Origin of the sequence: Paenibacillus sp. OAS669 (assembly GCF_014873645.1) — a bacterium.
Classification (GTDB): Bacteria; Bacillota; Bacilli; order Paenibacillales; family NBRC-103111; genus Paenibacillus_S; species Paenibacillus_S vulneris.
This window is the reverse complement of sequence record NZ_JADBDR010000004.1, coordinates 409,342-436,083: the sequence shown is the minus strand read 5'-3', so window position 1 is coordinate 436,083 and position 26,742 is coordinate 409,342. Positions and strand designations below refer to the sequence as shown.

20 protein-coding genes are annotated in these 26,742 nt (G+C 49.5%); all 20 read left to right on the top strand.

The annotated features are described in order from the left end of the window. Positions 1–11: 11 nt before the first annotated feature. On the top strand, positions 12–1,562 hold the full coding sequence (gene pruA, locus GGC63_RS12380; protein WP_192702591.1) for an L-glutamate gamma-semialdehyde dehydrogenase: 1,551 nt from the start codon (positions 12–14) through the stop codon (positions 1,560–1,562). Between the two features lie 18 nt (positions 1,563–1,580). Next, positions 1,581–2,510, top strand: coding sequence for a proline dehydrogenase family protein (locus tag GGC63_RS12375; RefSeq protein ID WP_192702590.1), 930 nt, complete (start codon positions 1,581–1,583; stop codon positions 2,508–2,510). 17 nt (positions 2,511–2,527) lie between these two features. Beyond that, positions 2,528–3,430 carry an arginase gene (rocF, locus tag GGC63_RS12370; protein WP_192702589.1) on the top strand — a complete coding sequence of 301 codons (903 nt, stop codon included), beginning with the start codon at positions 2,528–2,530 and terminating at the stop codon, positions 3,428–3,430. Between the two features lie 128 nt (positions 3,431–3,558). Then, positions 3,559–4,335, top strand: coding sequence for an aminoglycoside adenylyltransferase domain-containing protein (locus tag GGC63_RS12365; RefSeq protein ID WP_225948170.1), 777 nt, complete (start codon positions 3,559–3,561; stop codon positions 4,333–4,335). A gap of 203 nt (positions 4,336–4,538) precedes the next feature. Beyond that, positions 4,539–6,302 (top strand): ATP-binding cassette domain-containing protein, encoded by a 1,764-nt coding sequence (locus GGC63_RS12360; RefSeq protein WP_192702587.1) that lies wholly within the window; start codon positions 4,539–4,541, stop codon positions 6,300–6,302. Positions 6,303–6,309: 7 nt separating this feature from the next. Continuing rightward, positions 6,310–8,112: an ABC transporter ATP-binding protein gene (locus GGC63_RS12355; protein WP_192702586.1), complete on the top strand. Its 1,803-nt coding sequence runs from the start codon at positions 6,310–6,312 to the stop codon at positions 8,110–8,112. Positions 8,113–8,137: 25 nt separating this feature from the next. Then, complete coding sequence (locus GGC63_RS12350; RefSeq protein WP_192702585.1) at positions 8,138–9,037, top strand: phosphotransferase family protein; 900 nt, start codon at positions 8,138–8,140, stop codon at positions 9,035–9,037. Between the two features lie 146 nt (positions 9,038–9,183). Next, positions 9,184–9,813, top strand: coding sequence for a DUF2185 domain-containing protein (locus tag GGC63_RS12345; RefSeq protein WP_192702584.1), 630 nt, complete (start codon positions 9,184–9,186; stop codon positions 9,811–9,813). A gap of 140 nt (positions 9,814–9,953) precedes the next feature. Next, a complete protein-coding gene (locus tag GGC63_RS12340; RefSeq protein ID WP_192702583.1) occupies positions 9,954–10,700 on the top strand; it encodes an N-acetyltransferase in 747 nt (248 codons plus the stop codon). A gap of 220 nt (positions 10,701–10,920) precedes the next feature. Further along, positions 10,921–13,218: a helix-turn-helix domain-containing protein gene (locus GGC63_RS12335; RefSeq protein ID WP_192702582.1), complete on the top strand. Its 2,298-nt coding sequence runs from the start codon at positions 10,921–10,923 to the stop codon at positions 13,216–13,218. Between the two features lie 244 nt (positions 13,219–13,462). Continuing rightward, complete coding sequence (locus GGC63_RS12330; protein ID WP_192702581.1) at positions 13,463–14,431, top strand: ABC transporter permease; 969 nt, start codon at positions 13,463–13,465, stop codon at positions 14,429–14,431. Between the two features lie 21 nt (positions 14,432–14,452). After that, positions 14,453–15,334 (top strand): carbohydrate ABC transporter permease, encoded by an 882-nt coding sequence (locus tag GGC63_RS12325; RefSeq protein ID WP_192702580.1) that lies wholly within the window; start codon positions 14,453–14,455, stop codon positions 15,332–15,334. A gap of 145 nt (positions 15,335–15,479) precedes the next feature. Further along, entirely contained in the window at positions 15,480–17,000 is a 1,521-nt protein-coding gene (locus GGC63_RS12320) for an extracellular solute-binding protein (protein ID WP_192702579.1), read from the top strand. A 274-nt stretch (positions 17,001–17,274) separates the two neighbouring features. Continuing rightward, on the top strand, positions 17,275–17,955 hold the full coding sequence (locus GGC63_RS12315; RefSeq protein ID WP_192702578.1) for a Crp/Fnr family transcriptional regulator: 681 nt from the start codon (positions 17,275–17,277) through the stop codon (positions 17,953–17,955). Positions 17,956–18,001: 46 nt separating this feature from the next. After that, positions 18,002–18,928, top strand: a complete 927-nt coding sequence (locus GGC63_RS12310; RefSeq protein ID WP_192702577.1) for an MBL fold metallo-hydrolase — start codon at positions 18,002–18,004, stop codon at positions 18,926–18,928. A 95-nt stretch (positions 18,929–19,023) separates the two neighbouring features. Beyond that, positions 19,024–19,677, top strand: coding sequence for a glycosyltransferase (locus tag GGC63_RS12305; RefSeq protein WP_192702576.1), 654 nt, complete (start codon positions 19,024–19,026; stop codon positions 19,675–19,677). A gap of 483 nt (positions 19,678–20,160) precedes the next feature. Next, positions 20,161–21,486, top strand: coding sequence for an ABC transporter substrate-binding protein (locus tag GGC63_RS12300; protein WP_192702575.1), 1,326 nt, complete (start codon positions 20,161–20,163; stop codon positions 21,484–21,486). A gap of 35 nt (positions 21,487–21,521) precedes the next feature. Beyond that, on the top strand, positions 21,522–22,811 hold the full coding sequence (locus GGC63_RS12295) for an ABC transporter substrate-binding protein (RefSeq protein WP_192702574.1): 1,290 nt from the start codon (positions 21,522–21,524) through the stop codon (positions 22,809–22,811). A gap of 36 nt (positions 22,812–22,847) precedes the next feature. After that, a complete protein-coding gene (locus GGC63_RS12290) occupies positions 22,848–24,647 on the top strand; it encodes an exo-alpha-sialidase (protein ID WP_192702573.1) in 1,800 nt (599 codons plus the stop codon). Between the two features lie 258 nt (positions 24,648–24,905). Further along, positions 24,906–26,681, top strand: coding sequence for a 2-oxoacid:acceptor oxidoreductase subunit alpha (locus GGC63_RS12285; protein ID WP_192702572.1), 1,776 nt, complete (start codon positions 24,906–24,908; stop codon positions 26,679–26,681). Positions 26,682–26,742: the final 61 nt, after the last annotated feature.

Here is a 26,742-nt window from a genome sequence, read left to right as displayed (position 1 = left end):
GAGAGATCGTTATGATACCTTATCGTCCGGAACCGTTAACGGATTTCACGAATCCGGCGGAAAGCCGTATATTATCGGAAGCATTAGCCGCCGTGAAAGGGCAGCTAGGCTGCAGCTATCCAATACGCATCGGTGCAAAGGAGCTGACAGCGGATGCTGTCATCGAATCTGTCAATCCATCAAACCCTAGTGAAATCATAGGGAAGGTATATAAAGCGGACCGTTCACTGGCCGAAGAGGCTATACGCTCTGCAGCGTCTGCTTTCCAATCCTGGTCCCAGGTCCGTGCGGCTGACCGGGCGGGCTTGCTATGGAAGGCAGCCGCGGCCTTGCGCAGACGCAAGCATGAATTCAATGCCTGGCTTATGCTCGAGGCCGGGAAAAGCAGGGTGGAGGCGGATGCCGATACGGCGGAGGCTATCGACTTTCTGGAATATTATGCGCGCCAAATGATAGAGTTATCGGATCGCGGCCGCAAGGAGCTGATATCCATTGCGCAAGAGCGCAATGAGCTCACTTATATTCCATTGGGCGTGGGCATCATTATTCCGCCATGGAACTTTCCGTTGGCTATTATGGCAGGTATGACAACGGCAGCTATCGTATGTGGGAATACGGTTGTGCTGAAGCCGTCGAGTCAGACGCCGGTCATAGCGGCCAAGTTCGTAGAGCTGCTGTTCGATTGCGGCTTGCCTGACGGTGTGGTTAACTTCGTACCGGGGAGTGGGAGCGAAATCGGTGATGTGCTCGTAGAGCATCCGCTTACACGGTTTGTTTCCTTCACCGGCTCGCGTGATGTCGGAGTTCATATACAGGAGCTGGCTGCTAAGGTGAATCCAAAGCAAATCTGGCTGAAACGGTTCATCGGGGAGCTTGGCGGCAAGGATTCCATTCTGGTTGACCGGGACGCCGACCTGGAAGCAGCTGCCAAAGGGATTGTCGTATCCGCCTTTGGCTATTCGGGGCAAAAATGCTCCGCATGCTCCCGGGCAATCATTCACCAGGATGTCTACGATCAAGTGTTGAACCGATGCATCGCCTTAACCAAAGCGCTGAAAGTCGGAGACGTAACGGATGCGGCCAACGATACCGGTCCGGTCATTGATGAAGCCTCTTTCAAGAAAATTATGGAGTATATTGAAATCGCCAAGGAAGAAGGCCGCATTGCAGCAGGCGGGCATGCACTTCCTTTGCCGGGATATTTTATTGCACCCACCATTATTGCAGATGCGGCACCGGATTCGCGGATCATGCAGGAAGAAATTTTCGGGCCGGTTGTTGCCTTTACACCTTGTACCGATTTTGATCATGGGTTGGACATTGCCAACAATACCGAATATGGCTTGACGGGTTCGGTATATACCCGGAACAGGGAGCATATTGCCAAGGCCAAGGAGCAGTTTCATGTCGGCAATTTGTATATCAATCGTAAATGCACCGGAGCCGTAGTAGGCGTGCATCCTTTCGGCGGATTTAATATGTCGGGAACCGATTCCAAAGCCGGAGGCCCGGACTATTTGTTCTTATTTACCCAGCCCAAAGTGGTTTCGGAGCTTCTTTGAAGAGGGGGAGGACGTGACATGCCGATGGATTCCTGGTTTCGTCGTGCAGTGCTTTTTTTGGCGGAGCAGGAGATGGTGAAGTCGATGTTCCGTAAATACGGAATGCGTATGGGGGTTCAACGATTTGTAGCTGCCGAGTCGTTAGAAGGAGTGCTGAAAAAGGTAAGAGAGCTGAATAGTCAAGGTCTTGCCGTGACACTGGATTATTTGGGAGAAAGCGTAGAAGACCCTTCTATGGCTGACGAGGCGGCCGCCCAGATTTTGGAAATGCTTCGGGTTATTTATGAGAAGCAGCTGGATGCGCATGTCTCCGTAAAGCTTAGTCAGCTGGGATGCACTATAGACCCGGGAATCTGTACCCGGCATATGGAGCGGATTGCTGGAGCCGCCAAATATTATAGGAATTTTGTACGGGTGGATATGGAAGATTCCACATTAACCGAAATGACGCTGGAGCTGTTCGAAAAGTTGGTAAAGCGTTTCGGAGCAAGTCATATCGGAACGGTGCTGCAAGCTTATTTGTACCGCTCTCCCGATGATTTAATCCGATTGGAGCAGTATGCGGCAAACGTAAGAATTGTTAAAGGAGCGTATAAAGAAGAGGCGAACGTGGCCTACCCCAATAAATCCGATGTAGATAATCAGTATGTGGCGTTAGTGAAAGCCCATCTCGATGGAGGCTATTATACGGCAGTTGCTACACATGATGCGAACATCATTGATACGGTGATCGCTTATGCGGAGCAGCACGAGATTCCGCGAAATCAGTTTGAGTTTCAAATGCTGTACGGCATAGCCCCTCAGCTCCAGCTGCAACTGGTTCAACGCGGGTTCCGAGTAAGAATCTATACCCCTTTCGGTAAACAGTGGTATCCGTATTTCACCCGACGTATCGCAGAGAGACCGGCCAACATGTTCTTTGTCCTGAAGGGATTACTGCTCAAGTAACGGGGGGAGTGGGCAGCATGATAACGAAGCATAAACCGATCGATATCATTGGCGTCCCGTTTGATCTGGGTGCGGGCAGCAGAGGCTGCCGAATGGGCCCTGATGCAATACGATGTGCGGAGCTGATACAGCGTCTGCGATCGGAAGGCAGGGAAGTGAAAGATACAGGGGATATTATGGTACCACCCGCTTCATCCGAGCCTGTCATAGGGAGTGCGAAGGCCAAATATTTACGGGAAATCGTAAAGGTGAACCGGAGATTGTACCGTACCGTCGCCGCCTCAATCCAAAACGGAAGATTGCCGCTCATTCTTGGCGGGGATCACAGCATTGCGGTTGGAAGTATTGCCGGGGCGGGACAATGGAAGCGGATTGGGGTCATTTGGTTCGATGCGCACGGCGATCTGAATACCATACAAACAAGTCCGTCGGGCAACGTTCACGGCATGTCGTTGGCGGCTTCGCTCGGCTGCGGTCATCATGCCCTGACCCGATTGGGAGGGAATCAGCCAAAGATACGGCCGGAACACGTCGTTCTTATCGGTACACGCTCCCTGGATCCAGGAGAGGAGGAGCTGATCCGGCGAATGGGGATACAGCTCTATTCTGCCAGGGATGTCAAGCGGATGGGGATGGAGGAGGTCGTTCAGCGTGCTCTGGCTGCGGTATCCGGGCATACGGACGGCGTTCATGTAAGCTTTGATATGGATGGTCTGGACCCATCCGCCGCTCCTGGAGTCGGTACGCCTGTGTCAGGGGGAATCCGTCTCCAGGAAGCCAAGACGGCCATGGAGCTTATTGGAGAATCCGGAACGCTGATTAGTGCGGATTTCGTTGAAGTCAATCCTGCACTGGATCTTCGTAACCGCACCTCCCAGGCAGCAGTTGAGCTGATGTGCAGTTTATTTAGTACGCGATAGAGATACGAGCCCGGGACATGCCGGATTTATTAGTGTGTAATCAGTTTGAAAGGATACCCTTTTATTTCCTGTATGATATAATGCTTCCATAGCTGATTTGACGGGATGGGGGCGGACGGGTGAAAGCCATGACTGAAACAGTAAAACGTGTGATGGACAGCTATTGCCGTGTATTAACCGATGAGCTGCCTGGCCAAGTGTACGGCGTTTATTTATATGGATCTACCGCACTGGGACATCATAATCCCAGACGAAGCGACATCGATTTTTTTACTGTGCTGTGCAGCTTGAATCAGCATACGCTTCCGCGTATACAAGCGGTTCATGAGCGACTGCTTATGGAGAATGACCTTGCCAATAAGCTGGAAGGGGAATACTCCCTGTTAAGTCATATACCAAAAGAACGTCGGCAGAAGTGGTACCGGTATACGTCAATGGGTATGTTTGAATGGGAGGATATGGATAATCATATCACCTGGTACCAGCTAAAGCATCACGGAATGACCGTATGGGGGCCGGACGTGTCCGCACTTGCGATTGAGGCCGATTGGAAGGATCTACGGGATATCACGAGACGAAATCTTGAAGGTTACTGGGCGAAGCAGGCTAATAGGAAGCCTGAGACAATCGATCCCGCCCATGTGGATGAGGCTGTGGAATTCGGCGTGCTGTCCTTATGTCGCATGTATATTTCCTTAGAGACAGGGGAGATGGTGACGAAGGAGAGAGGAGGAGAAATGATGCTCACCAGGCTGCCGGACAGCTGGCATCCCATTGTCAAGGAAGCTTTGAGGATTAGAGAGGGGCAGGAGGTCCTTTCCCCGTACACGGCCGAAGAACGAATTGTCTTGACACAGTCCTTTATCCGGTACATGTCCGAACGATGCTCCCCTTTTTTGAACTAAATTTATAAAAAGGAAGAACGCCCCGGAATAGGGGCATTTTTTTGTCCGTTTTTTAGAGGAAATAAATTTCTGAATTTGCAAAAAAGTATTGATCTTTTTTGAAATAATGCTAATATAGATATTCTCTGGAAAATTCATCCTGACGCGAGGTGAACTCTATTTTATACCCTTTATGGCAGCGAATAAGGGCAGTAAGCACTTTTTTGTCATCTGCCGATGCCAAGCCGGTCATAATTAAGCCGGCCGCCGACTTTGTCAATTTGCTTCTCCTGCCGGCTCAGCTTCTTCTGCATAAGTGGGTCATAGACGGACTATCCGCATGGAACGGCGGAACGGTTCAGCAAGACCTTATTATCGCATCGGGCTGGCTTGCTGCAGTCATGTTGGTTCAAGCCCTTATAGGCCGTACATCCCTCTTATCCCACAACCGGTTAAATGAGATTGGCCAATATGAAGTGGAGCGGGCAGTTCTTGAGAAAAACGCCAGGCTGAACCTGTCTCTACTGGAATCACCATCGATACAAAATCTTCGTACCCGCGCTCTTCGCGCCTCGCCCGAAATCCTTTTTATGAATGGCTATAGCTACATCCAACAACTCATTCAAAGCGTCCTATTGCTTTCCATCCTTGCTTACTTCGGTCAGTGGGCAATCGTTCTTTTCTTTCTAATTGCTCTCCCGATTCAGCTTCCCCTGCGATCCTATGCTGCACGGAAAGCGGAGCGGCTTCAGCACCAGCAAATTCCCGAGCGGAGAAGGGCTCATTATCTCGCGCAGCTTATGACTTCGAGAATTCCTGCTAAAGAAATTCGGCTGCTTGACCTAGGCAGCTATTTTCAGGCCTCCTGGATGCGCTTGCACACTAAATCCTCTAAGGAAACGGTGAGACAACGAATAAAAGAGCAGCTGCTGCAGCTTCCGTCGGAGCTGGCGGTCGCCTTGGTCCGTGCAGCCATGGCAGCTATCGTAGTGCTGGTTGCCGTCCAGCGCGGCAATACAGCCGGCGAGGTGGCGTTACTCCTTCAAATCGCCATAACCCTTGGCGGATTATGGCCCGGACTGCTGGATTTGCATGCAAGCTTGAAGCAGCAAAGCCTGCGGTGGGATGAGCTGCAGCAGTACCTTCAGCTGGAGGAGGATAAAGTACATGTTCCTTCGTACCCAAGCGGCGGCATAAGCGAGGCTAGGGCTGGCTCCCAGCGGTCCGCAGCGACAGCGGCAGCATTGAAGGTAGAACGGTTGACCTTCACCTATGAAGGAAGAGATACCCCTGCTCTTGAAGATATAACCTTTCAGGCAGCTGCCGGCGAGAAAATGGCTATCGTAGGGGAGAACGGATCCGGCAAATCCACCCTGGTCAAGCTGCTTATGGGTCTATATCTGCCTCAATCCGGCAGCGTCGAGTATTACTCTCAGGCTGGGACACTTTTGTCCGCGACAGAAGCATCCGGTTGCTTCACGGCTGTCCTGCAGGATTTTACCAAAATGAATCTGTCCATTCGGGAACAAATCGCCATTGGCAGCATAGGCCGTCTTCACGACGATCCGGCTCTCTTAGCAGCCCTAAGGCAAGCGAACGCTCATACTTGGGGGCTCGGATTAGATGAGCAGATCGGCCCGGAGTTCGGAGGAAGGGAACTGTCCGGAGGGCAGTGGCAGTCCTTAGCTGCGAGCAGGGCTTACATTAGAGAGGGGAGCATCCTGTTCTTCGATGAACCGACATCAGCGTTAGACCCACTGGCCGAGAAGGCGGCAATAACAGATTTTTTGCGCATTGCAGGAAAAAGGACAGCCTTCCTGGTGACCCATCGGTTGGGGGCGGCCCGCATGGCGGATCGCATTCTGGTATTGCAAAACGGCCGTCTGATAGAGCAGGGGACGCATGATCAGCTTATGACGGCATGCGGGGAATACGAAAGACTGTATCGTATGCAGGCTTCCTGGTACCAGGAAGGGGTAGTGAGGTGATGGAACAATGAATAAGGCTCTTGGAGGGCGCAGAACCTTAAGCGGCATGCTTCTGCTGTTATATCATATAGGAAAGCGGATGCCCCTGCTTACATGCGTATGGCTGTTCGTTCCGATTGGTATCGGGATGCTGGTGATCCCCCTCATGCTGTCCCAAAAGCAGATGATCGATAAGGCCGTTACCGGGCTTTCAGGGGGGACCTCCACCATAGATGAAATGCTTCCGGTTTGTTTTCTTTTTGGCGGAACCATAACCATACAAGTTATTGCGGAATCGCTAAGAAAGATCGTTGACGAGATGATGAACCACCGCGCTGCCGCATACATTCAGGCCGAGATTTTTACCATATCGACGAAGGTTCCTTTAGAACGATTCGAGCATTCCGAGTTTTATGACCGTCTGCATCAGGCTCATCAAGCCGCAGGCCAAGATTTGATCGGTATGCTCCGCAACGGAATCGATTCCGTGCAAAGACTGGCAGCGCTTGCGGCCATGGCGATTGTTGTATCGCAGGGCCATTGGTTGCTTGGGTACATTCTGCTGGCCATGAACGGGTTGTCCTTGTATTTTCGATTAAAAATTGAAATAGCCAAGAGAAAATGGGACAAACAAGCAACGACGGATGGCCGGCTGTCCCAGTATTGGATGAAGCAGCTGTCCGATCCCGGAACCTTGAAAGAAACCAAGCTGTTCGATTCGACCGGCTACTTCATCCGACTGTGGAGCACAAGTACGCTGAACCAGCGTTCCGGAAGATTTGCTATGAGCCGCAAGGAAAACAAGTTCGGGTTCTGGGTATCGCTTGTACATATTGCGGGAGCTTTCGGCTCCGTTGCCGTCTTGATCCTCCTGGTGGGACGGGAAGGATTGACTCCCGGGTTGGCTGCCATAGTTTTTCAAACGGTACTCCACTCACAAGGAACTGCAATAAGACTTACCTGGCCCTTGAGCAAGCTGGTTATGCAAGCTGGCAAAGCGGCGGATCTTTTTGCCTTTTTGAATGAAAACAAGGCACAGGTTCATGAAGAGGCATCGCTGGCAGAGATGGGACCTTTGAAGGAGATTTCGTTTACTAACGTTGGCTATACATACCCTAATTCAAATAAGCCCGTTCTCAAAGACTTGAATGTGACGATTCGGTCAGGGGAAATCATTGCTTTGGTTGGAGATAACGGATCGGGAAAGTCCACTTTTTTGAAGCTGCTGCTCGGATTGTATGATCCTGGTGAGGGGCAGGTCAGCTGGAACGGGGCGAACCTGTCGGCAATGGGGACGAATCGCAAGGCTCTATGGGAACGTATCAGCTCGGTATTCCAGGATCACGAGAGATACGCCTTTACCTTGCGCGATAATGTCACGCTCGGCAGCCCTGCACGGGCACATGAGGACAAAGAGATAGAATCTGCGCTGGAGGCCAGCGGAATTCACAAGCTTGCGGAGAAGGGCTTGGACACTTGGCTCGGCCGATTGGATGAAGACGGAGTGGAGCTGTCCGGAGGACAATGGCAAAGACTCGCAATGGCCAGGGCCATGTTCAGACAAGGGGAATTGGTCATACTCGATGAGCCGACGGCGGCGATCGACCCTGCCAGCGAATTGGAGCTATTCGAGCAGTTTCGCCGGTTGTGTGAAGGCAAGACAGCCATCTTCGTGACGCACCGCCTGGGCTGGGCGCGGTTTGCGGACCGGATTCTTGTCATGGACCAAGGAAAGCTGATAGAGGATGGTACCCATGAACAGCTCATGCTGCATAACGGTAAATATGCTTCCTTTTACCGGGAGCAGGCGCAATGGTACCAGTATGGTTGAATCCAATAAGAAAGCAGGAGATGAGATGAACAGCTGTATCCTTAGAGCCATTGAGGCATTTGGTCTTTCCGCGCATGAGATACGACCGGTATCGGATTCATTCAGTTCCGAAGTTGTACAAATCGTATTGCAGCAGGGGGGATCGGTCTATATCAAAATTCCTTACAATCGAACCAAGCTGTATCGGGAATATAGCATGTTGAACCGACTATACGAGTATCGTCTTCCGGTTCCCCGAGTACTTGATATATGGGAAGGGGATGAACAAACCAACGGAGCGCTGCTCTTAATGGCGATAGAAGGGAGCCCGCTCCAGAATACGGATGATGTGAACCTTGCCTATTCGATCGGTGCGCTGCATGCCGAGCTTCATTCCGTGCCGATGCCGGGATACGGCTATGACGGGCAGGACGGATTTCGATATATCGAGCAGCAAGACTGGAAAAGTTATATTCGGAGACAATTCGACTCATTCAAAGCTCCTTGCCGGGAGCTTCTTCCTCAGGGGTTATACGATGCATGCCTGTCTCATTTTGATTCCGTCTTCACGAAGCTGCCCGCGCCGGATGGACCGTGTGTGATTCATATGGACTTCAGGCCTGGTAATTTGTTGGTGAATGAATCACGTCTGGTGGGGGTTATAGACTTTGAGAGCTCCCGTGGAGGATCGTCCGAGTGCGATTTTACGAAAATGGATCGCTACCTGTGGCAGGATCGGCCATCGATGAAACATGCATATCTTCTAGGATATACCAGTATTCGTTCTATATTGGATCTCGATTTGGTGCTGCCTTTTTATTCGTTTTATGATTCCTTCAGCTCCGTAGGATGGTGTAAACAGAGGGGACTGGAAAAGAACCGGCGTTTCTATGAGGAAAGCGTTGCTGTTCTTTGTCATGAAACCGGGTGGAAGGGAAAAGAGTGAGAGGAGAGAGGGCGTACCTGGATACACGAGAGATGAACCCGGATTTTGTGGTAGAATGAATACGTCCTTTCGCCGCCTATCAAACGGTAAGCGGACCCTTCGATTCCGTAGGGTATTATTTTCGAAGCAAGGAGAGTGGGAAGGTTATGACATGGAAGCTTGACAATGCTATTGAACTACATAAAGAATCCCCGTACACTTTTTATCTTCCAAGTGAACAGATTATACAACAGCTTCAAGCAGGGGATTTGGTTAAGCTGATTTTTAAGTCTGAAACGGTGCTAGAAAATGGCTGTGAAGGAGAACGGATGTGGGTTGAAATTATGGAACGGGATGGAGCGGACTTCCAGGGGAAGTTGGTCAATCGGCCTTTTTACCTCGAGTCTTTACAGTATGGAGACATAATTCAATTTAATTCCATCCATATATGCAACACCCAATTAGATGATCCACATTCCAAAGAGATGGACTTTTATTTTGAAAATAAGGTTACCGTGAGTAATGACGTATTAGCAAGGAATGAGTTTAACTTTATGCTGAGATTTGAACCCTATGATGAGAGCGACTTGGGATGGGTTTTCTTCAGCGGGTATGAAGAGGATGATTTCAATACGGACCCTGATAACTTTCAAGTCATATCGGTGGGAAAAATGCTGAATATAGATGATTCCATATCAGAATTTCTTCACGACAGCATTCCGTGCGCTTATGAGAGAGAGGCGGCATCAAGAAAGCTGCTAAAAGTTGAAAATTATGATTTTAGTATTCATGAGTAAAGTGGATGGTGGATAAAATTAACATTCTTTTTGTGTATATGGATGAAGAGCTTATTGAGATTCTTACATCCAGAGTATCAGAGCACCTCGATGTCCCAGAATGAAAGCATGTAAAATCGTATATGAAAGGAAGGTGCAGAATGAATCTCATTGAAATCACGAAACAAAATATTGACCGAGAACATATTTGCTGCGCATTAGGTGCCAAACAGTACGAGCAGGCCGTGCTTGAAAAGAAACAATGGCTTAAGGATCGGATGGAAGAGGGGCTGACGTTTGTCCGTCTGAACGAACGAGCAAAGGTGTTTATAGAGTACCTTCCGGCAGAAAAAGCGTGGATACCGATTCAAGCACCGAACTATATGTATATTAATTGTTTATGGGTTTCTGGGAGATACAAGGATAAAGGATATGGAAAACAATTGCTAAATAGATGCAAGGACGACGCAATGGCGCTTGGTATGGATGGTATTGTTCATATTGTCGGGAAGAAGAAGCTGCCTTATTTGAGCGATAAGAAATACTTCGAACACATGGGTTTTAAAGCAGTGGATGAATCTGGTCCTTACTTTGAGTTAATGGTGTTGAGATGGAATGATTCTGCCGCTATCCCTTCGTTCAACGTCTCATCTGTTTCTGATGCCAAGGGAATCCAGATCTATTATACAGCTCAGTGCCCTTTTGCGGTTGGAGTATTAGAGGAACTAAGGGAGGTTGCAAGGAACGGGGGATTTGATTTCAATACCTACTGTTTAGAAACGAGAGAAGAAGCTCGCAAGGCCCCTTCGGCTTGGACAACATTTAGCGTCTTTTATAATGGAAGATTTATCACGCATGAAATATTGAGTCCCAAAAAATTCGAGAGTCTGTTAAATGAGTTAAAGTAAACTTTGTTTAAAAAGCCGAATAGATTGAATTGATATAAACGGCTCAAACGTGCCCAGGAAGATGGAGAGCATTAAGGTATACGGTAACGTATGCTTTTTTTGTGCTTAAAAGAAGTTGGAGAATACGATGAAGCTGAAGCCTAAGCAGAAGGGATTATGCACCCTTGCGCGAATGTTATATATCTCTAGGAAGATTTAGACAAAAGGGTGTTGATGGCATATGGTTAAAAGCCGATTTTTCCGGAGGAGTCTGATCCTGATTCTGATTATCTCCAGCATTCCGGGGCTTATTGTGAGCGGGGTATTTTACTGGATCGCTGGGGGGCCTCTGGCAAATGATATCCTGCGGCTGCATGAGGAGCAAATTACGCAAAGAGCGGCTAATCTGGACGATCAGTTCGTCTATCTGGAAGCGTCGATTTCCCATTGGGCGTTCGATCCGAAATTCAATTTGAATCTTAAGAAGACCGATTTGGGCAGGGAATTCGAAACGACCCGTGACATTATCAAAACACTGGGAGTGATGAAAGGATCCAGCCCTTTTGCGAAAAATGTCGAGCTGTATTTGAACGCTGCGCGACCTTACTTGTTCAATCGGGAATACGACGTACTGACAGAGACCAACGCGCTGGACAGCTATAATGAGCTGCTCGCCAACCCCAAATGGGTCTATTGGACATGGCTGCCGGAAAATGCGAATCGGCCGGGCAGGATGGATTTAACCCTGGTCCATAAAATACCTGCGATGGAGCCGTATCCTTTCGGGGCGTTATTGATCCGACTGGATAAGGACAAGGCAACCGGGATGTTGAAAACGTTAACGCCATACAATGTCGGAGAAACGTTCATCATGCAGGGGAACGGGGAGATGCTGCTGTCAAGTGCGGGGACGGCCGAAGCCTCCCCCTTCGAAACGGCTTTAAAGCAAGAAGTGCTCTCCAAGGGCTTGAAGGCAGGGTCGTTTTTGTACAAATGGGATAAAAACACCTATACGGTGTCGTTTGGCAGCTTTGCGCGGATTGGCACCGAATGGACCTATGTGTCCGCTTCGCCGATCAGCGTCATAACGAAGCCGGTCGTCTTTATTTCGAAGATTATTTTATCTGTCAGCTGCGCATCGCTTCTGCTCGTCGTCATTTTGTCGTGGCTTGCTTCCTACAAAATTTATACGCCGATCGACCGTCTCGTACGTCTGCTCGGAGCGGACCGCCTATTCTCGAAAAGCCAATCGGATCATCATGATGAATTCAATCTGATTGAAAAGCAGTGGCTGCATCTGACCCGGGAGAGTGCGGCGCTTCAAACCAAGCTGGAGCAGCAGCTGCCGCATGTCAAGGAGGGCTTCCTGCTGCAATTAGTGCAAGGCTTTCTGTACTCTTACTCGGAAGAGGAGCTGCTCGAGCGCATGAGAAACTACGGCTGGGAGGTGGATGGCCGGCAGTTCATCGTCCTGCATATCCAATTAACCGGCTTCGAGCATTTGGAGGGACGGTTCTCGCAAGGGGACGAGGGTCTGGTTACTTTCGCAGCGGCGAACATTATTGAGGAATTGGCTGAGAGCCGGTTCGAGCAGGTCAATATGATCAATTTCCATGATTTGTCGATCGGATTGCTGGTAATATTCCCTTCCGGAGAGCCTTACACCGAGGAGCTTCATGCGCTGTGCGGAGATATGATGCACGCAATCGATCATATTCTCAAATTGCAGGTATCCATTACGATCGGCAGACCGTCAACCTCCATCACGGACATTGCCGCTCATTATGAAGAAGTGAGGGAGGCACTGATTTACCGTAATTTTGTAAGCGAGAATCAGATCATCAATCTGGAGTCGCTTGAGGCGGAGCCTCACTCTAATGAGCTTCGCTATCCGTTCGCGTTGGAACGGGAATTATTACAGCTGATCCGCACCGGACAGCAGCAGGAAACGCAGCACTTAATCGAAGCGTTCCTGAATGAGCTGCTCGAGAGGGGAGCCAAGGAAATCGACGTTCAGCAAAGCATGCTCCAGCTGCTCGGCAGCATTCTGCACACGATTCGGCATTCCGGGATGGACCCGGTGAGAGTGTTCAAATCGAACAATTTGTATGAACAGCTGGCCCAAATAAGGGACTCGCAGAAGATGATGAAATGGTTCCACCATAAGGTGATTCAGCCGTATATGCAGGAGCTGGAAGCGCGGGCCGACGTACAAACCAAGAGAATCGTGGAAACCGCACTGATCTATTTGCAAGACAATTACATGAACGAGATCTCTCTAGATAGCTGCGCCGACCATGCGGGCATGAATCCGGTGGTACTGAGCCGGTCGATTAAACAGGTTACGGGCAAAAACTTCATTGACTATTTGACAGAGCTCCGCATGGATAAAGCCAGGGAGCTGCTCCGGGAAACCGATCTCAAAATCAATGATGTGGCGCTTCGGGTCGGCTACCAGCACAGTTATTTTAATCGCATTTTCAAAAAGCAGGAGGGCATCACCCCGGGAGAATACCGGGAAAGGAGCCGGAACAAATAAACCGGACTAAAACTAAGTTAAGCAGGGAATTCGCCTGCGGTTCAAAGGACAACATGCTGCTGTCAGCGGCAGGGTTGTCCTTTTTTGCACGTGTTATTAACAAAATCCTATCCTGTACGAAAAGTGCAAATACGGCTTGAATAGCGCAGTTGTAAAAGTCTAATTGTAGGAAACGTACGGCCCGTATACAGTGTTGCTATGGCTTCGCAATCCGATACTAATCCGTTCGAGAAGGAGTGATAACATGAATCAAGCATGGGGTACCGAACCAGCTGCGGGAAGTGCTGCCGTCATCACCCCGCGCAAGCGAAAAACATGGCTGACCCGGGCAGTGAGAGACAAGCATTTGATGCTGCTGCTTCTCCCGGGACTGCTCTACTTTATTGTTTTCAAATATGTTCCGATGTGGGGGGTGCTGCTGGCTTTCAAAAACTATCAGCCATTCATCGGATTTATGGACAGCGAATGGGTAGGCTTCGACCATTTCAAGCGGTTTTTCGCCGATCCGGTCTTCTTTCATCTTATCCGTAACACCTTGCTGCTTGGCTTGTACGATATGGTATTTTTCTTTCCGGCGCCGATTATTCTGGCTCTTATGTTAAATGAGGTGCGTGTGGCCTTCTATAAACGGTTTATTCAGTCGATCATCTATATGCCTCATTTTATCTCCATGGTTATCGTCGCCAGCATCACGTATCTTCTATTGACCACGGAGGGCGGAGTCATCAACGAGCTGCTGGTGAAGGTGATCGGGAAGAAAATCGAATTTCTGACGAGTGAATCCACGTTCCGCCCGATGATCATCATTCAGAGTATATGGAAGGAAATGGGCTGGGGGACGATCATCTTCCTCGCTGCGCTCGCCGGGGTTGATCAAGAGCAGTACGAAGCGGCAACCGTCGACGGCGCGAGCCGGTTTCGCCAGCTGTGGCACATAACACTGCCGGCCATTCAAGGCACCATTATCGTACTGCTCATTCTGCGGATGGGGAATTTCCTTGACCGGGGCTTCGAGCAGATCCTGCTTATGTCCAATGCGCTGAACCGTCCGGTCGCCGACGTATTCGACACCTACGTGTATACGGTGGGGATTACTCAAGGCGCATTCAGTTACAGCACAGCCGTCGGGTTGTTCAAAGCCGTCATCGGGGTGACCCTGGTGTTCACATCCAACTATTTGGCAAAAAGGGCCGGCCATTCCGGCATATTCTAACCGGGGGAGGAGAAGCTGTCCATGCACACGCGTCATATGTCATTCGGCGAGAAGCTCTTCGGAGTCGCCAATCATATCGTACTTGCCATAATCGCTCTAGCTATGCTCCTGCCGCTTCTGTATATTGTAGCCGGATCATTTGCGAGCGACCTCGAAATCGGGTCCAGGTCCTTCTTTCTGATCCCGCACGATGTAACGATCAATGCTTACAAATACGTATTTAAAGATAACGCGCTGCCGCGAAGCCTGCTCGTCTCCGTATTTGTAACAGTGGGAGGTACGCTGGTTAACTTGTTTTTTACGTTTACGATGGCCTATGCCTTGTCCAGACGGAACATGATCGGTCGAAGCTTTTTTGTCAAAATGGTCGTGTTCACGATGATGTTCAGCGGAGGGATCATTCCCACTTTTCTGGTCGTAAAAAATTTGGGACTGCTGAATTCCTATTGGGCCGTCATGCTGCCTACAGCGATCAATGCGTTCAACCTGATTGTCGTAAAATCGTTTTTCGAGGAAATTCCGAACGAGCTTATTGAATCGGCCCGCATCGACGGGAGCACCGATATAGGGGTGCTCTGGCGCATCGTGCTGCCGCTGTCGAAGCCGGTTATTGCGACCTTCGCGCTGTTCTACGCCGTCGCGCACTGGAACGATTTCTTCAATGCCCTCATCTACTTGACCGATGCCAAAAAGTGGCCGATGCAGGTGCTGCTGAGACAAATCGTGCTATTGGCCACAGGGGCACTGGACAATTCAGTTCAGGACCCGACCTACGTGAAGCCGCCGGATCAGTCGATCAAAATGGCTGTCATCGTCGTAGGCACCTTGCCGATTTTGCTTGTATATCCGTTTCTGCAGAAGCATTTCGCCAAAGGTGTATTGCTCGGTGCCGTGAAGGGATAATTGCTCAGCGTCCAAAGATGGTCGCGGGATCGGCACAGGAATGTGAGGAGCGCATCCTTCTATGAGAATGAGTTCCTCCGTCTGACGCAGGAAACTGCTTCATCATAAAAAAACAATAAGGGTCCATATAAAGGGAGGAAACGAAATGAATTGGAAAAAAACGTGGGCGGTCACGACTGTCACCGCTGTAGCTGCTGCGGCTATCGCCGGATGCGGCAACGATGCAAAGCCGGAAGCTTCCAAAGCGGGGGACGGGAAAGAGGCGCCATTCCCGATTTCGGTAATGCTGAAGGGCTACTACAACGATTCGGCAACGGCGGAAAGCAAGGTATGGAAAAAAATCGAGGAGTACACGAACGTCAAGCTGGATTTGCAGTTTACACCCGACGCCAACTATGGGGACAAGCTGAATATTGCGCTGGCTTCCGGTACACTGCCATCGCTTGTATTTGTGAACAACGCTAAAGTATCTGCAGTGGCGAATGCAATCAACGGCGGTGCATTTTGGGAAATCGGCCCTTATTTGAAAGACTATCCGAACCTGAGCAAAGCTAATCAAACCATTCTGAACAATACGTCGGTCAACGGCAAATACTACGGGCTCTATGTCACTCGTCCGATCGGCCGGATGGCAATCAGCTACCGCAAGGATTGGCTGGATAACCTTGGCATGAAGGAACCGAAAACCATCGACGAATTTTACAATATGCTGAAGGCTTTTGCGAGTAACGATCCGGATAAAAACGGAAAGGACGACACCTACGGCATGGTTGTCACGCGTTACGGCGGACCTTGGGATATTATGCAAACCTGGTTCGGCGTTCCGAACAAATGGGGGGAGAAGGACGGCAAGCTGGTTCCGGCACATTTGACCCCGGAGTACATGGAAGCATTAAAGTTTTTCAAAAAGCTGTATGATGAGAAGCTGGTCAATCAGGACTTCGCCGTGTACGATTCGGCCAAGTGGAATGATCCGATCATTAACGGGCAAGCGGGTGTGGCGATCGACGTAGCAGAGCGCTCCTATCAGATCGACGAGAAGATGAAGCAGAACAATTCCAAGGGCTACATCGATTTGATCGGCGCCGTCAGCGGCCCGACAGGTCTTCACAACCTGCCGACAGCCGGGCACAACGGGATGTTCCTGATCTCGAAAACCGCCGTCAAAACAGAGGCTGAGCTGAAGAAGGTACTCGCGTTCCTGGATAAAACCAACGATAAGGAAATGCAAATCCTGATCAGCCAAGGCATTGAAGGTGTTCACTATAAAGTAGAGGACGGCAAGCTGGTTCCCCTGCTGCTCGCCACAGATCCGATGACGCCGGACATTAACAACAAGAACGTCACCCAGCTGCTGACATCGATCCCGTACTTGACTCCGGAATTGTTCAAGCCGAATACGCCGCTTCGTGCCAAGGCGCTTGAAGTGATGAAGGAGAACGAGAAAATCGCGGTTCATAACCCCGGCGAGCCGTTCACGACACCGACTTACACGCAAAAAGGCACGCAGCTCGACCAAATTGTCGACGACGCGCGCACCAAATTCATCGTCGGCAAAATCGACGAGGCGGGCTTCAAAGCTGAAATGGAGCTGTGGAAAAAGAACGGCGGCGACGATTATATCAAAGAAATGAACGAATTATACGCGAAAAGCAAATCCAAGTAAATTAGATCTAATGGCTCTCCTGACGATGACCAATCTGAATGGAGAGCTTTTTCTTCACACAAGAACAGTAGGCGGATTCATTCACTATTCCTTTTTTGGGATAATGAGCTGTAGTGCGCTGGATGGCTTCTCCCGGACGGGCAGAAGTCATCTTTGCGTTATATGGCAAAAAAAGTTTGAATTTTGTCGGGCAGCCGACTGTTTTATTGTGACTAATTTAACTATAATGCAAATAGGAAAACTATGAATTAACCGGCTTCGAGGTGAATACAGGATGGCTTCATGGAATGACAGCGAGCTTACCGAGCAGGTGAAGAGAGAAGGCATGAAGGAAGAGGAGGAAGTATTGACCGGTCTGTTCGCACAGTACGGAACCGCCCGGCATTACAGGAAAAACGAGCTCATTTTCCGCGAAGACGAGGAAAGCCGTGACATCTATTGGGTTCGATGCGGGCTCGTCAAAATTTCGCAATCGGCCAAGGAAGGGCAAGGTATCACCTTGTTTCTGCGGTTTGAGGGTGAAATGTTCGGAGCGGCTGAAGTATTGACCGGCCAGCGGCGGCAGCGGTTTGCCCGGTGCATTCTGGACAGCGAGGTGCTATATGTGCCCGCCGACGAATTTCGAAGTCTGATGTTAAGCCGCCCGGAAATTATGTATGCAGTGACCGTTTCCAACGCGAGGCGACTGCTGGATACCCAGCGGCATACGGAAATGCTGATTTCCAAGCCTGTGCCCTGGAGACTGGCGCATTTTCTTCTCCGCTTGGGAGAGCGGCAAGGGAATGAGCTTCATGTCAGCCTGCCGTTAAGTCACGAAGAAATATCGTTCATTGTCGGATGCAGCCGGCAAACCGTTACGGAAACGTTAAACCGGTGGAATGAGCAAGGTATCGTCCATTACGGGAAAAAGCGCATTCGGATTCAAGAGCCTGATGCTTTTCTAACGCGTGTGTAGCTTAACTGCCGTACCCTATTCATTACTGTCACAGGAGGAAACATAAATGTACATTCAACCGCAGCTAAATCTGCAGCCAGATTTTCATGAGCATATGAAGGTTATCCTGCTCGGCACCGGCTCGCCGCGTGCTTTTTACGGCAGAGCCAAATCGGGAGTGGCCGTGCTTGCCGGACATAAGACATTCGTGGTCGACTGCGGCGGCGCCGTTGTGGACCAACTGATCAAGGCCGGCGTCATGCCCCAGCGGGTATCCGACGTCCTGCTCACTCACCACCATTATGACCATAATGGCGGATTCTTCGATCTGTTTATTACCAGCTGGAGAACCCATATTACGGCGGAGAGAGTATTCGAGGGCCGTTCAACCCCGATGCATGTGTACGGACCCGAGTCGACCCGTGACATCATCGGCAAAATGAGAGAATCGTTCGAGTTCGATGTGAAGCTTCGAGTGAGCTACAATCTGTCGGACGAAGCCGGATCGCGGATCGAATATACGGAATGCAACGAAGGCGTCGTCTATGACCGGGACGGCATCAGGATTACGGCCTTTGAGGTGGATCACCGTCCGGTTTATCCAGCCATCGCTTATAAGTTCGAATATAACGGCAAATCGGTAGTCATCTCAGGCGATACGATTCCCGTCTCCAGCATGGTCCAACACAGCCAGGGGGCTGACTTGCTTATCCACGAAGCGTACAACAAAGAGTGGCTGGACGAGTTGATCCGGCGTTATCCGGATTACGAGAAAGCTCTCTCCAATCCGGCCAAATATCATACGACGACACTGGAAGCCGCCGATATCGCCAGGCAAGCCGGGGTCAAGCATCTTGTGCTGACCCATCATATTCCGGCGCCGGAGCAGAATGAACCCGCTGAGCAGGAATATATCCGGGGAATGAATGACATTTATAACGGTCCGATCACTGTAGGACGAGACTTGATGTCGTTTGATCTGTCTCTGGACTGACGGATTCTGCTGCATGACCCTTTGTATAAAATTGGATATTACAAGCATAATAAAAAAGCCTGTCTTATTCCAGAGTTACAGAGGAGCAGATGAATGTGAAAAACAAATGGATGCCGGCGTTTCTGATAACCTTGGCGATCGTGTTTAGTGTGACACCGTTCGTAGAATCCGTACAAGCGAAAATGGCCGAGGAGGAGAATTCGGTTTGCCTAACTCCCAAAATGGTGCAGCTGAAAACCGATATGCAGAAGGTTTGGATCGATCATACGATATGGACGAGAAGCTATATTGTCAGCGCCATCTCCAATCGTCCGGATCAGAAGGACGTATTGGACCGGCTGTTGCGGAACCAGCAGGATATTGGCAACGTAATCAAGCCTTATTATGGGGAAGGCGCCGGCAATAAGCTGGCTGACCTTCTGAGAGAGCATATACTGATAGCAGTGAAAATTGTAGCGGCTGCCAAAGCGGGTAATCAGGCGGATGTGAAAAAGCTGGAAGCAGATTGGCATCTAAATGCCGACGATATCGCCAAATTTTTAAGCGCAGCGAATCCGAACTGGCAGTTTAAAACGCTGCAGGATATGCTGTATACGCATCTGCAGTTGATTACAGAAATAGTCCTTGATTGTCTCAAAGGGGATTGGAAAGCGGATATTGCAGCTACCGATAAAAACGAGATCCATATGATTCATTTGGCGGATATCCTGACAGAAGGTATCGTCAAACAGTTTCCCGATAAATTTTAAGCGGAATACGTTAGATGTTTCAAGGCAGACTTGAGCTTTCAGTAATCACCCGAAAGGGCGGTTATGGAAAGCTTTTTTTGTTAATAGTTTAGAAGAATTAACTCATAAAGTTTAGTTGATCATTTATCTGATTTTGCTTCTAATTTATGGTTATACATCATATTTAGTAAAATGAGGTGGAGAATTGAACAAAAAGTGCGTTGACACTTGAATTTAGTGATGATACGATGTGTTTGGGAAAGAGATGGGAACTAAAATGTTTAGTTTAAATGGTGGATTTTTGTAAGTTGTTATCAAAATGTTTAGATTTGTTGATTTTAAACGAATGGTTAAATCAAAAGCAAACAAAGCTAGACAGAGGGCCTGCACCCTGCCGGATTTCATTTTTGAATACGCTTACAAACAAATGGTGCCCATCTGCTTTTCGATAGGAATGATTTTCAGTCAGGTCACTTATTTTCATTCAAAGGGGTGGATAAAGCGGTGATTTTATGGAAAAAGTGTGCAATTCTTCTTTCTGCAGTATCGGTCCTTGCCGCGACATCAGCATGCAGTGAAGACAACAGAGCCGCGGAAGAACCGAAAGATTCCGGTAATGAGCTGCGCAAGAAGCTGGAAGAACCGACGGAGCTGACCGTTTTTTCACTGGAAAGTCCGGACGGCTGGAACCAGAAGTACGAGGAATATCTGAAGAGGAAGCTGCCCCAGTATAAAATCACTCACATCTCGCAAACGGAAAGCTCCCGGCTGGAGCATTTGTTAAGCTCCGGCACCCATATTGATTTATATATAGCGAATGCCCGCTCTGTAAAGCAGCAGTACATATCCTCCAATGTAGCGTTGGACATGTCGAATCTGGTGAAATCGCATCAAATCGATCTCAGTGCTTTTGAGCCTGAAGGAATCAACCAGATGACTTCGCCGGAAGGGGCGGGAGGCTTATACGGTCTGCCGATATCCAATTACACGATGGTGATGTATTACAATAAGGATATTTTTGATAAATTGGGGGTTCCCTATCCCGTAGACGGCATGACCTGGGAAGAAACATACGAATTGGCCAAAAAGCTGACGGCGAATAGCGGTGAAAAGCAATACCTCGGGTTTTGGATCTCGCCCAAGCATTATTTAAGGACGAATCAATTGTCTCTTGCGTTAGTGGACCCCAAAATGGAAAAGGCGTCTGTAACGAGCGAGGAATGGTACCGGCTTTTTGATACGATTTTTAAAAAGTTCTCGGACATTACCGCCTTCAGGGAAAGGGCGATAAAGGCATGGCCAAGCCACGATGCATTCAACGTTACTCAGGAATTAGCTATGTATGTGATGCAGTCCAGCTGGCTGATGGCCGCTCAAGAATCACTCAGCAAAATGAATTTTGACATGGTGGCGATGCCGACCTTTAAAGATAAGCCGAAAGTAGGGGTACAGGCAGCATATACCTATATGGGCGTCACTTCCATGAGCCAGAAAAAAGATCAGGCGATGGAGGTTATCCGGCAGTTAACTTCAGAGGATTATCAGATGGAAATGTCCAGGCTGGGTGTTATGACTTCACTCAAAAGCCCGGCGGTGCAGCAGGTTTATGCAACCAATACTCCGTTCAAGGATAAGAAGCTGAACATGCAGGCCGTATTTTACAACAAATTCGCTCCGACCGCGCCTATTACCGCCTACGATGAGTTTGTGGTGGAGGACGGGCTCGAGAAAACCCAGCTCAGGGATATGGTGAAAGGACTGACAGATCTCAATTCCGGTTTGAGAAAGGCAGAGGAAATTGCTAACCAGAAAATATCGACGTCAAAATGAGTCACCGGACGATATTCATGATTAGGGGGATTCCTATGTTGTTGAAAAAAGGGCTGTTGTCCATGGTGATGATCGCTGTCTTGTTGTCTGCCTCTGCATGTACTAAGAGCCAAAGCATATCCGAACCGGAGGAGTCTCCCAAGGAGGCTGAAGGGATTGCGAAAGCTCCTGTGGAGATCGCGTTCTATAGCTCGGGCAAGGAGCCTTTGTTCGTCGAAGCGGTAAGAAAGAAGTTTCCGGAGTATACCATCAAGTATATTCAGAAGGGGACGGGATTCAGCTTTCCTGAAATGATCGCCAGCAATCAAACGTTCGATATCTACGTGGAGAGTGCGCGAACCTATGCGAGAGATTTGCTCGGAGCCAAGCTCGAGATGGATATGACGGATCTTGCGAAAAAGCATCAAATCGACCTGAGCCGTTTTGACAAGAACGGTTTGGAGCAAATGCGGTCTGCAGGCGGATTGTATGGCCTTCCCGTCTACGGAAGCGGCATGGCGCTGTATTACAATAAAGAAATTTTCGATCGATTCGGCGTTCCTTATCCGAAGGATGGGATGACCTGGGAAGAAACCTATGAGCTGGCCAAAAGGCTGACCCGCGTAGACGATAAGCCTTATTACGGGTACTGGCTTAAAACCAAAAGTTATTTGCGTAAAAATCAATACTCCCTGCCATTTGTCGATATGAAGACGGAAAAGGCGCTGATCGATAACGACAAGTGGAGAAAGACCATCGAAACCGTATTCGAAAAATTCAGCGCGATCGAAGGAATGGAAGGGAAGTTCGGCGCCCAGTGGCCGGGTTCGGATGTATTTTATAAAAACAAGGACGTGGCGATGTACTTAACGGACTCGGATATGCATCAAGGCGTTAAGGAAATGAGAGACATGAAGTGGGATATGGTCTCCGTTCCCAGCTTCAACGATGCTCCGCGTGTCGGGCCGCAGATCATGTATACGTATTTAGGGATTCCTGCGTTCAGCAAGCATAAGGACGAATCGATGAAGATCATTCAATATTTAACTTCGGACGAATTCCAGATGGAGTTGTCCAAGCAAGGGTTCCTGACGGCCCTTAACAATCCTGACATTCAAAATGTGATCGGACAGGAGACGGCAGATAAGGATAAAAACTTGAAGGCCATTTATTACAACCCCTTCGCTCCGTCAGGCCCGACCACCAAATACGATGAATATGTTATCGAGGATGGAATAGACAAAGTTGCATTGAGAGAGCTGGTGAATAAAAAGCTGGACATAAATACGATGGTCCGCAAAGCGGAGGAGCTGGCCAACCAATCCATACAAAAAAATAAAAATTAATGCGTTGCAACCTAACCATTAGAACGGGGGAGCGATATGATGGAGCCAAACGAACTCATCCGCTACGTCGGCGGGCAGGCAGCCAACACGGATTATCATGATGGTCAGCTAAGACCGGTTGTCGGTACGCATAATTATCAGATCCTTCGGGCCAATCGTACCCGGCCGGAGCTTGCCGACGATTGGGGCTGGACATATAATCATGCTCCTATGCTGGCTCACTGGAACGGCAAATTTTATTTGATCTATCTAAGCAATCCGAAATCGGAGCATGTTCCGCCCGGACATACGCTGCTGACCACTTCGGAAGACGGCGTTCGTTGGGCAAAGCCGAAGGTTGTATTTCCGGCTATACCGATTCCGGCCGGCGTCTACCAGAACCCGAATGCCCCCGAGCTTCCTCCTGACAGTTACGCGGTGATGCATCAACGGATGGGCTTTTATGAAGCGCCGAACGGCAAGCTTCTAGTGCTTGGATTTTATGGCATTTGTCCAACGTACCGCGTCCATCCGAACGATGGCAATGGGATGGGACGTGTGGTTAGAGAAATCGATCGGGAAGGGAATTGGGGACCGGTTTATTTTTTGCGATATAATCTTCACGCAGGCTGGAACGAGACGAATACCGGATTCCCGTACTATAGGATGTCTGAAGATCCGGCATTCATTGAAGCTTGTGAAGCATTGCTCTCCGATAAACTGGTCACTATGCAGTGGTGGGAGGAAGATCGAAGCCCGGATGGGTTTTATACAATCACCGGAGGCAAAGCCCCCTCCACTTACCGGCTGCCGGACGGGAGAGTTATCGCGGTATTCAAATCGTCCAAGGCTGCTGTGACCGAAGATGAAGGGAAGACATGGTCGAAGCTGCAGGATGTTCCTTCTTTCATCATGGCCGGTGCCAAGGTCTGGGGACAGCAAACGGGAGACGGCAAGTATGCGCTTGTATACAACCCGACGCCTACCGGCAAATACCGCTGGCCGTTAGCCATTGTCACAAGTGAGGATGGAGTGAGCTTCGATCAGATGGCGGCTATTCATGGCGAGGTATCTCCGATGCGTTACTCCGGCCACTACAAAGATTACGGTCCGCAGTATATCCGGGGGATCGAGGCGGGCAGTCGGACGCCCATAGGCCGTGATATGTGGTTAACTTATAGCGTGAATAAAGAAGACCTATGGGTAAGCCGCGTACCCGTTCCTATAAAGCTTCGTGTGGAACAACCGGTTCAGGATACCTTTGATGATTTGCCTGCAGGCGGTTATGTCGAACGCTGGAACATCTACAGCTGCCAATGGGCGCAGGTTACGATAGAGCCCTTCCCTTCGGCACACAATAAGAGCCTAAGGCTGCATAACATGGACCCCTACGATTACTGCAAGGCGGTTCGCGTGTTTCCCGAAAGCCGAAAGGTATGCATCCAATTCAAGCTGCTCGCTGCTCAGTCCGCTAACGGGTCATTACAAATCGAAGTGTGTGATTACAAGGGAACATTTCCGCTTCGCCTGATTCTGGATGCGGACGGCTGGATCAAGGCGCAGCACGGGGGCTTGCATAAAGTCATGGCTTACTGTCCGGATACCTGGTATGAGATTAGAATAGATATCGATACGGTCAGGCAAAAGTATGAGCTTATCATAGGAGACTTCCGCAAGACTTACGGCTTCTTCGCTCCCGTTTTGACGGTAGAACGTCTTGTGCTTCGAACAGGGGCTTACCGGAAGGAGCCGAATATGGATTCCCCTTTGGATTTTGATGATCTTCATGGAGCAGATGATCCCGTGGAGGAGGCCGTCTTTTACATTCAATATGTGAAAACCTCGATGCATGAATAGAGAGAATGGAATGAAAGTGCATCGGGTATTGCTATTGGTGGTTTACGATAAACCCAACGCCAGGAGGCAGCTCTTGGCGTTTTTATTTTGTTCGGAGAGAAGCGGGCTTTCGAATTAACTATAACAATAATAGATTGAAATAACAGATATCAATATCAAAATTAGATCATAACTAGCGAAAACGGATTCTGTTTCTTTTGTCATCCACTCCATAAAATGGAAGTGTAATCCATATGAACCCAAAAGGAGTGCGCATACATGAGAGAGCAGCTGGCTTGGAAGGTTGGAGGGCAGCAAGGACAAGGGATGGAAAGCACGGATAAGGTGTTTTCGAGCGCTTTGGCGCGGCTAGGGTATTATTTGTACAGCTATCGCCATTTTTCATCGCGAATCTTGGGTGGTCATGCCAACAACAATATTCGGATTAGTACCAAGCCTATCCGGTCCGTTGCCGATGATTTGGATATTCTTGTTGCGTTGGATCAGGAGACGATACACTGGAATGCAAGGGAGTTAGTGCGAGGAGGGATCGTGATTGCGGACGAGTTATGGAAGCCCGTTCTTCCTAGCGGAGTGGAAGCCAGCTTGCTGCCAATACCGATCACCCGGATTGCCCAGGAGGCCGGATCCGCGCTGTTTAAAAATATGGCTGCATCCGGCGCGTCATGGGCGCTTCTTGGACTCCCGATGTCATTATTCTATAGCGCAATAGCCCGGCAATTTGCCGTTAAGGGGGAAGCCGTGGTTCAGAAAAATATCGAGGCTGCTAAAAAAGGAGCGGAAAGTGCGTTGGCTCTTACCGGAGGCCCGCTAGAGGCATTCCGGCTGGCACCGGCAGACGGGAAGGAGAAGCTGTTTCTCATCGGCAACGATGCTATAGGTCTTGGGGCCCTTGCTGCAGGCTGCCGTTTTATGCCCGCTTATCCGATTACTCCTGCGACCGAAATCATGGAGTACTTAATGAAGCACTTGCCGTCCTTTGGCGGCGCGGTGATTCAAACGGAAGATGAGATTGCTGCCGTGACAATGGCCATTGGGGCGAATTATGGCGGGGTCAGAGCCTGTACCGCTTCTGCCGGGCCTGGATTATCTCTGATGATGGAGGGAATCGGTCTTGCGGGAATGACGGAAACACCGGTGGTTATCATAGATACGCAGCGAGGAGGCCCCAGCACCGGACTTCCTACCAAGCAAGAGCAAAGCGATGTTTTGGCGATGATTCATGGAACGCATGGGGAAGTCCCCAAAATTGTGCTTGCTCCAAGCACCATTGAGGAATGCTTCTATGATACAGTCGATGCGTTCAATCTGGCTGAACGGTATCAATGTCCGGTCATCGTGCTGACGGATCTCCAGCTTTCCATGGGCAAGCAAACGGCGGAGTGTTTCGATTATTCGCGGCTCCAAGTTGATCGTGGAGTTTGGATGGACGAAACGAAGCTGGAAGAAGCAAGTGGAGCCTCGGGACAAAAGGAAGAGTCCAGTTCATTCCGCAGGTATGAAATCACTCCGGATGGGATATCCCCGAGAGCCATGCCAGGCGCGAAGCAGGGAATCCACCATGTAACCGGGGTCGAACATGATGAGCACGGCCGTGCGTCAGAGAGCGCTGATAACCGGAAGAAAATGATGGACAAACGGATGCAAAAGATGAAGCATATTGCGATCCGGCATCCTCTGACTGCCGATGAACCGTATCTGGAGCCGGAGTTGCTTATCATCGGGATGGGTTCGACGATAGGCGTCATGGACGAGGCCAGAAGGAAGCTGAGCATGGAAGGGATTCGAACGAACCGCATCACGGTCAGGCTGTTGCATCCGTTCCCAATGGAGGCGCTTCGTCCTTATCTTATGAAGGCTGCTAAGGTCGTTATTGTGGAACACAACGCTACCGGACAGTTGGCATCACTAATTCGTCTGCATTCCGGCAGGACTTCAGGTGTCAGCTCCCTGTTAAAATATGACGGGACGGCCTTTTTGCCTAACGAAGTTGCTGCATATTGCAGACAGGCAGTTAAAACCGCAGCAGAGTAACATGCTGATATGGAAAGTTAAGCATAGGTTTATTACCATAAGATAGGCGGACAAGTCGGTT

Bases quoted from the DNA above. Each gene is read 5' to 3' on its own strand.
- GGC63_RS12315 (WP_192702578.1), top strand. From the start codon at position 17,275: ATGGCTTCATGGAATGACAGCGAGCTTACCGAGCAGGTGAAGAGAGAA.
- GGC63_RS12320 (WP_192702579.1), top strand. From the start codon at position 15,480: ATGAATTGGAAAAAAACGTGGGCGGTCACGACTGTCACCGCTGTAGCT.
- GGC63_RS12335 (WP_192702582.1), top strand. From the start codon at position 10,921: ATGGTTAAAAGCCGATTTTTCCGGAGGAGTCTGATCCTGATTCTGATT.
- GGC63_RS12350 (WP_192702585.1), top strand. From the start codon at position 8,138: ATGAACAGCTGTATCCTTAGAGCCATTGAGGCATTTGGTCTTTCCGCG.
- pruA (WP_192702591.1), top strand. From the start codon at position 12: ATGATACCTTATCGTCCGGAACCGTTAACGGATTTCACGAATCCGGCG.
- GGC63_RS12330 (WP_192702581.1), top strand. From the start codon at position 13,463: ATGAATCAAGCATGGGGTACCGAACCAGCTGCGGGAAGTGCTGCCGTC.
- GGC63_RS12340 (WP_192702583.1), top strand. From the start codon at position 9,954: ATGAATCTCATTGAAATCACGAAACAAAATATTGACCGAGAACATATT.
- GGC63_RS12310 (WP_192702577.1), top strand. From the start codon at position 18,002: ATGTACATTCAACCGCAGCTAAATCTGCAGCCAGATTTTCATGAGCAT.
- rocF (WP_192702589.1), top strand. From the start codon at position 2,528: ATGATAACGAAGCATAAACCGATCGATATCATTGGCGTCCCGTTTGAT.
- GGC63_RS12355 (WP_192702586.1), top strand. From the start codon at position 6,310: ATGAATAAGGCTCTTGGAGGGCGCAGAACCTTAAGCGGCATGCTTCTG.
- GGC63_RS12285 (WP_192702572.1), top strand. From the start codon at position 24,906: ATGAGAGAGCAGCTGGCTTGGAAGGTTGGAGGGCAGCAAGGACAAGGG.
- GGC63_RS12345 (WP_192702584.1), top strand. From the start codon at position 9,184: ATGACATGGAAGCTTGACAATGCTATTGAACTACATAAAGAATCCCCG.
- GGC63_RS12365 (WP_225948170.1), top strand. From the start codon at position 3,559: ATGACTGAAACAGTAAAACGTGTGATGGACAGCTATTGCCGTGTATTA.
- GGC63_RS12290 (WP_192702573.1), top strand. From the start codon at position 22,848: ATGATGGAGCCAAACGAACTCATCCGCTACGTCGGCGGGCAGGCAGCC.
- GGC63_RS12295 (WP_192702574.1), top strand. From the start codon at position 21,522: ATGTTGTTGAAAAAAGGGCTGTTGTCCATGGTGATGATCGCTGTCTTG.
- GGC63_RS12375 (WP_192702590.1), top strand. From the start codon at position 1,581: ATGCCGATGGATTCCTGGTTTCGTCGTGCAGTGCTTTTTTTGGCGGAG.
- GGC63_RS12325 (WP_192702580.1), top strand. From the start codon at position 14,453: ATGCACACGCGTCATATGTCATTCGGCGAGAAGCTCTTCGGAGTCGCC.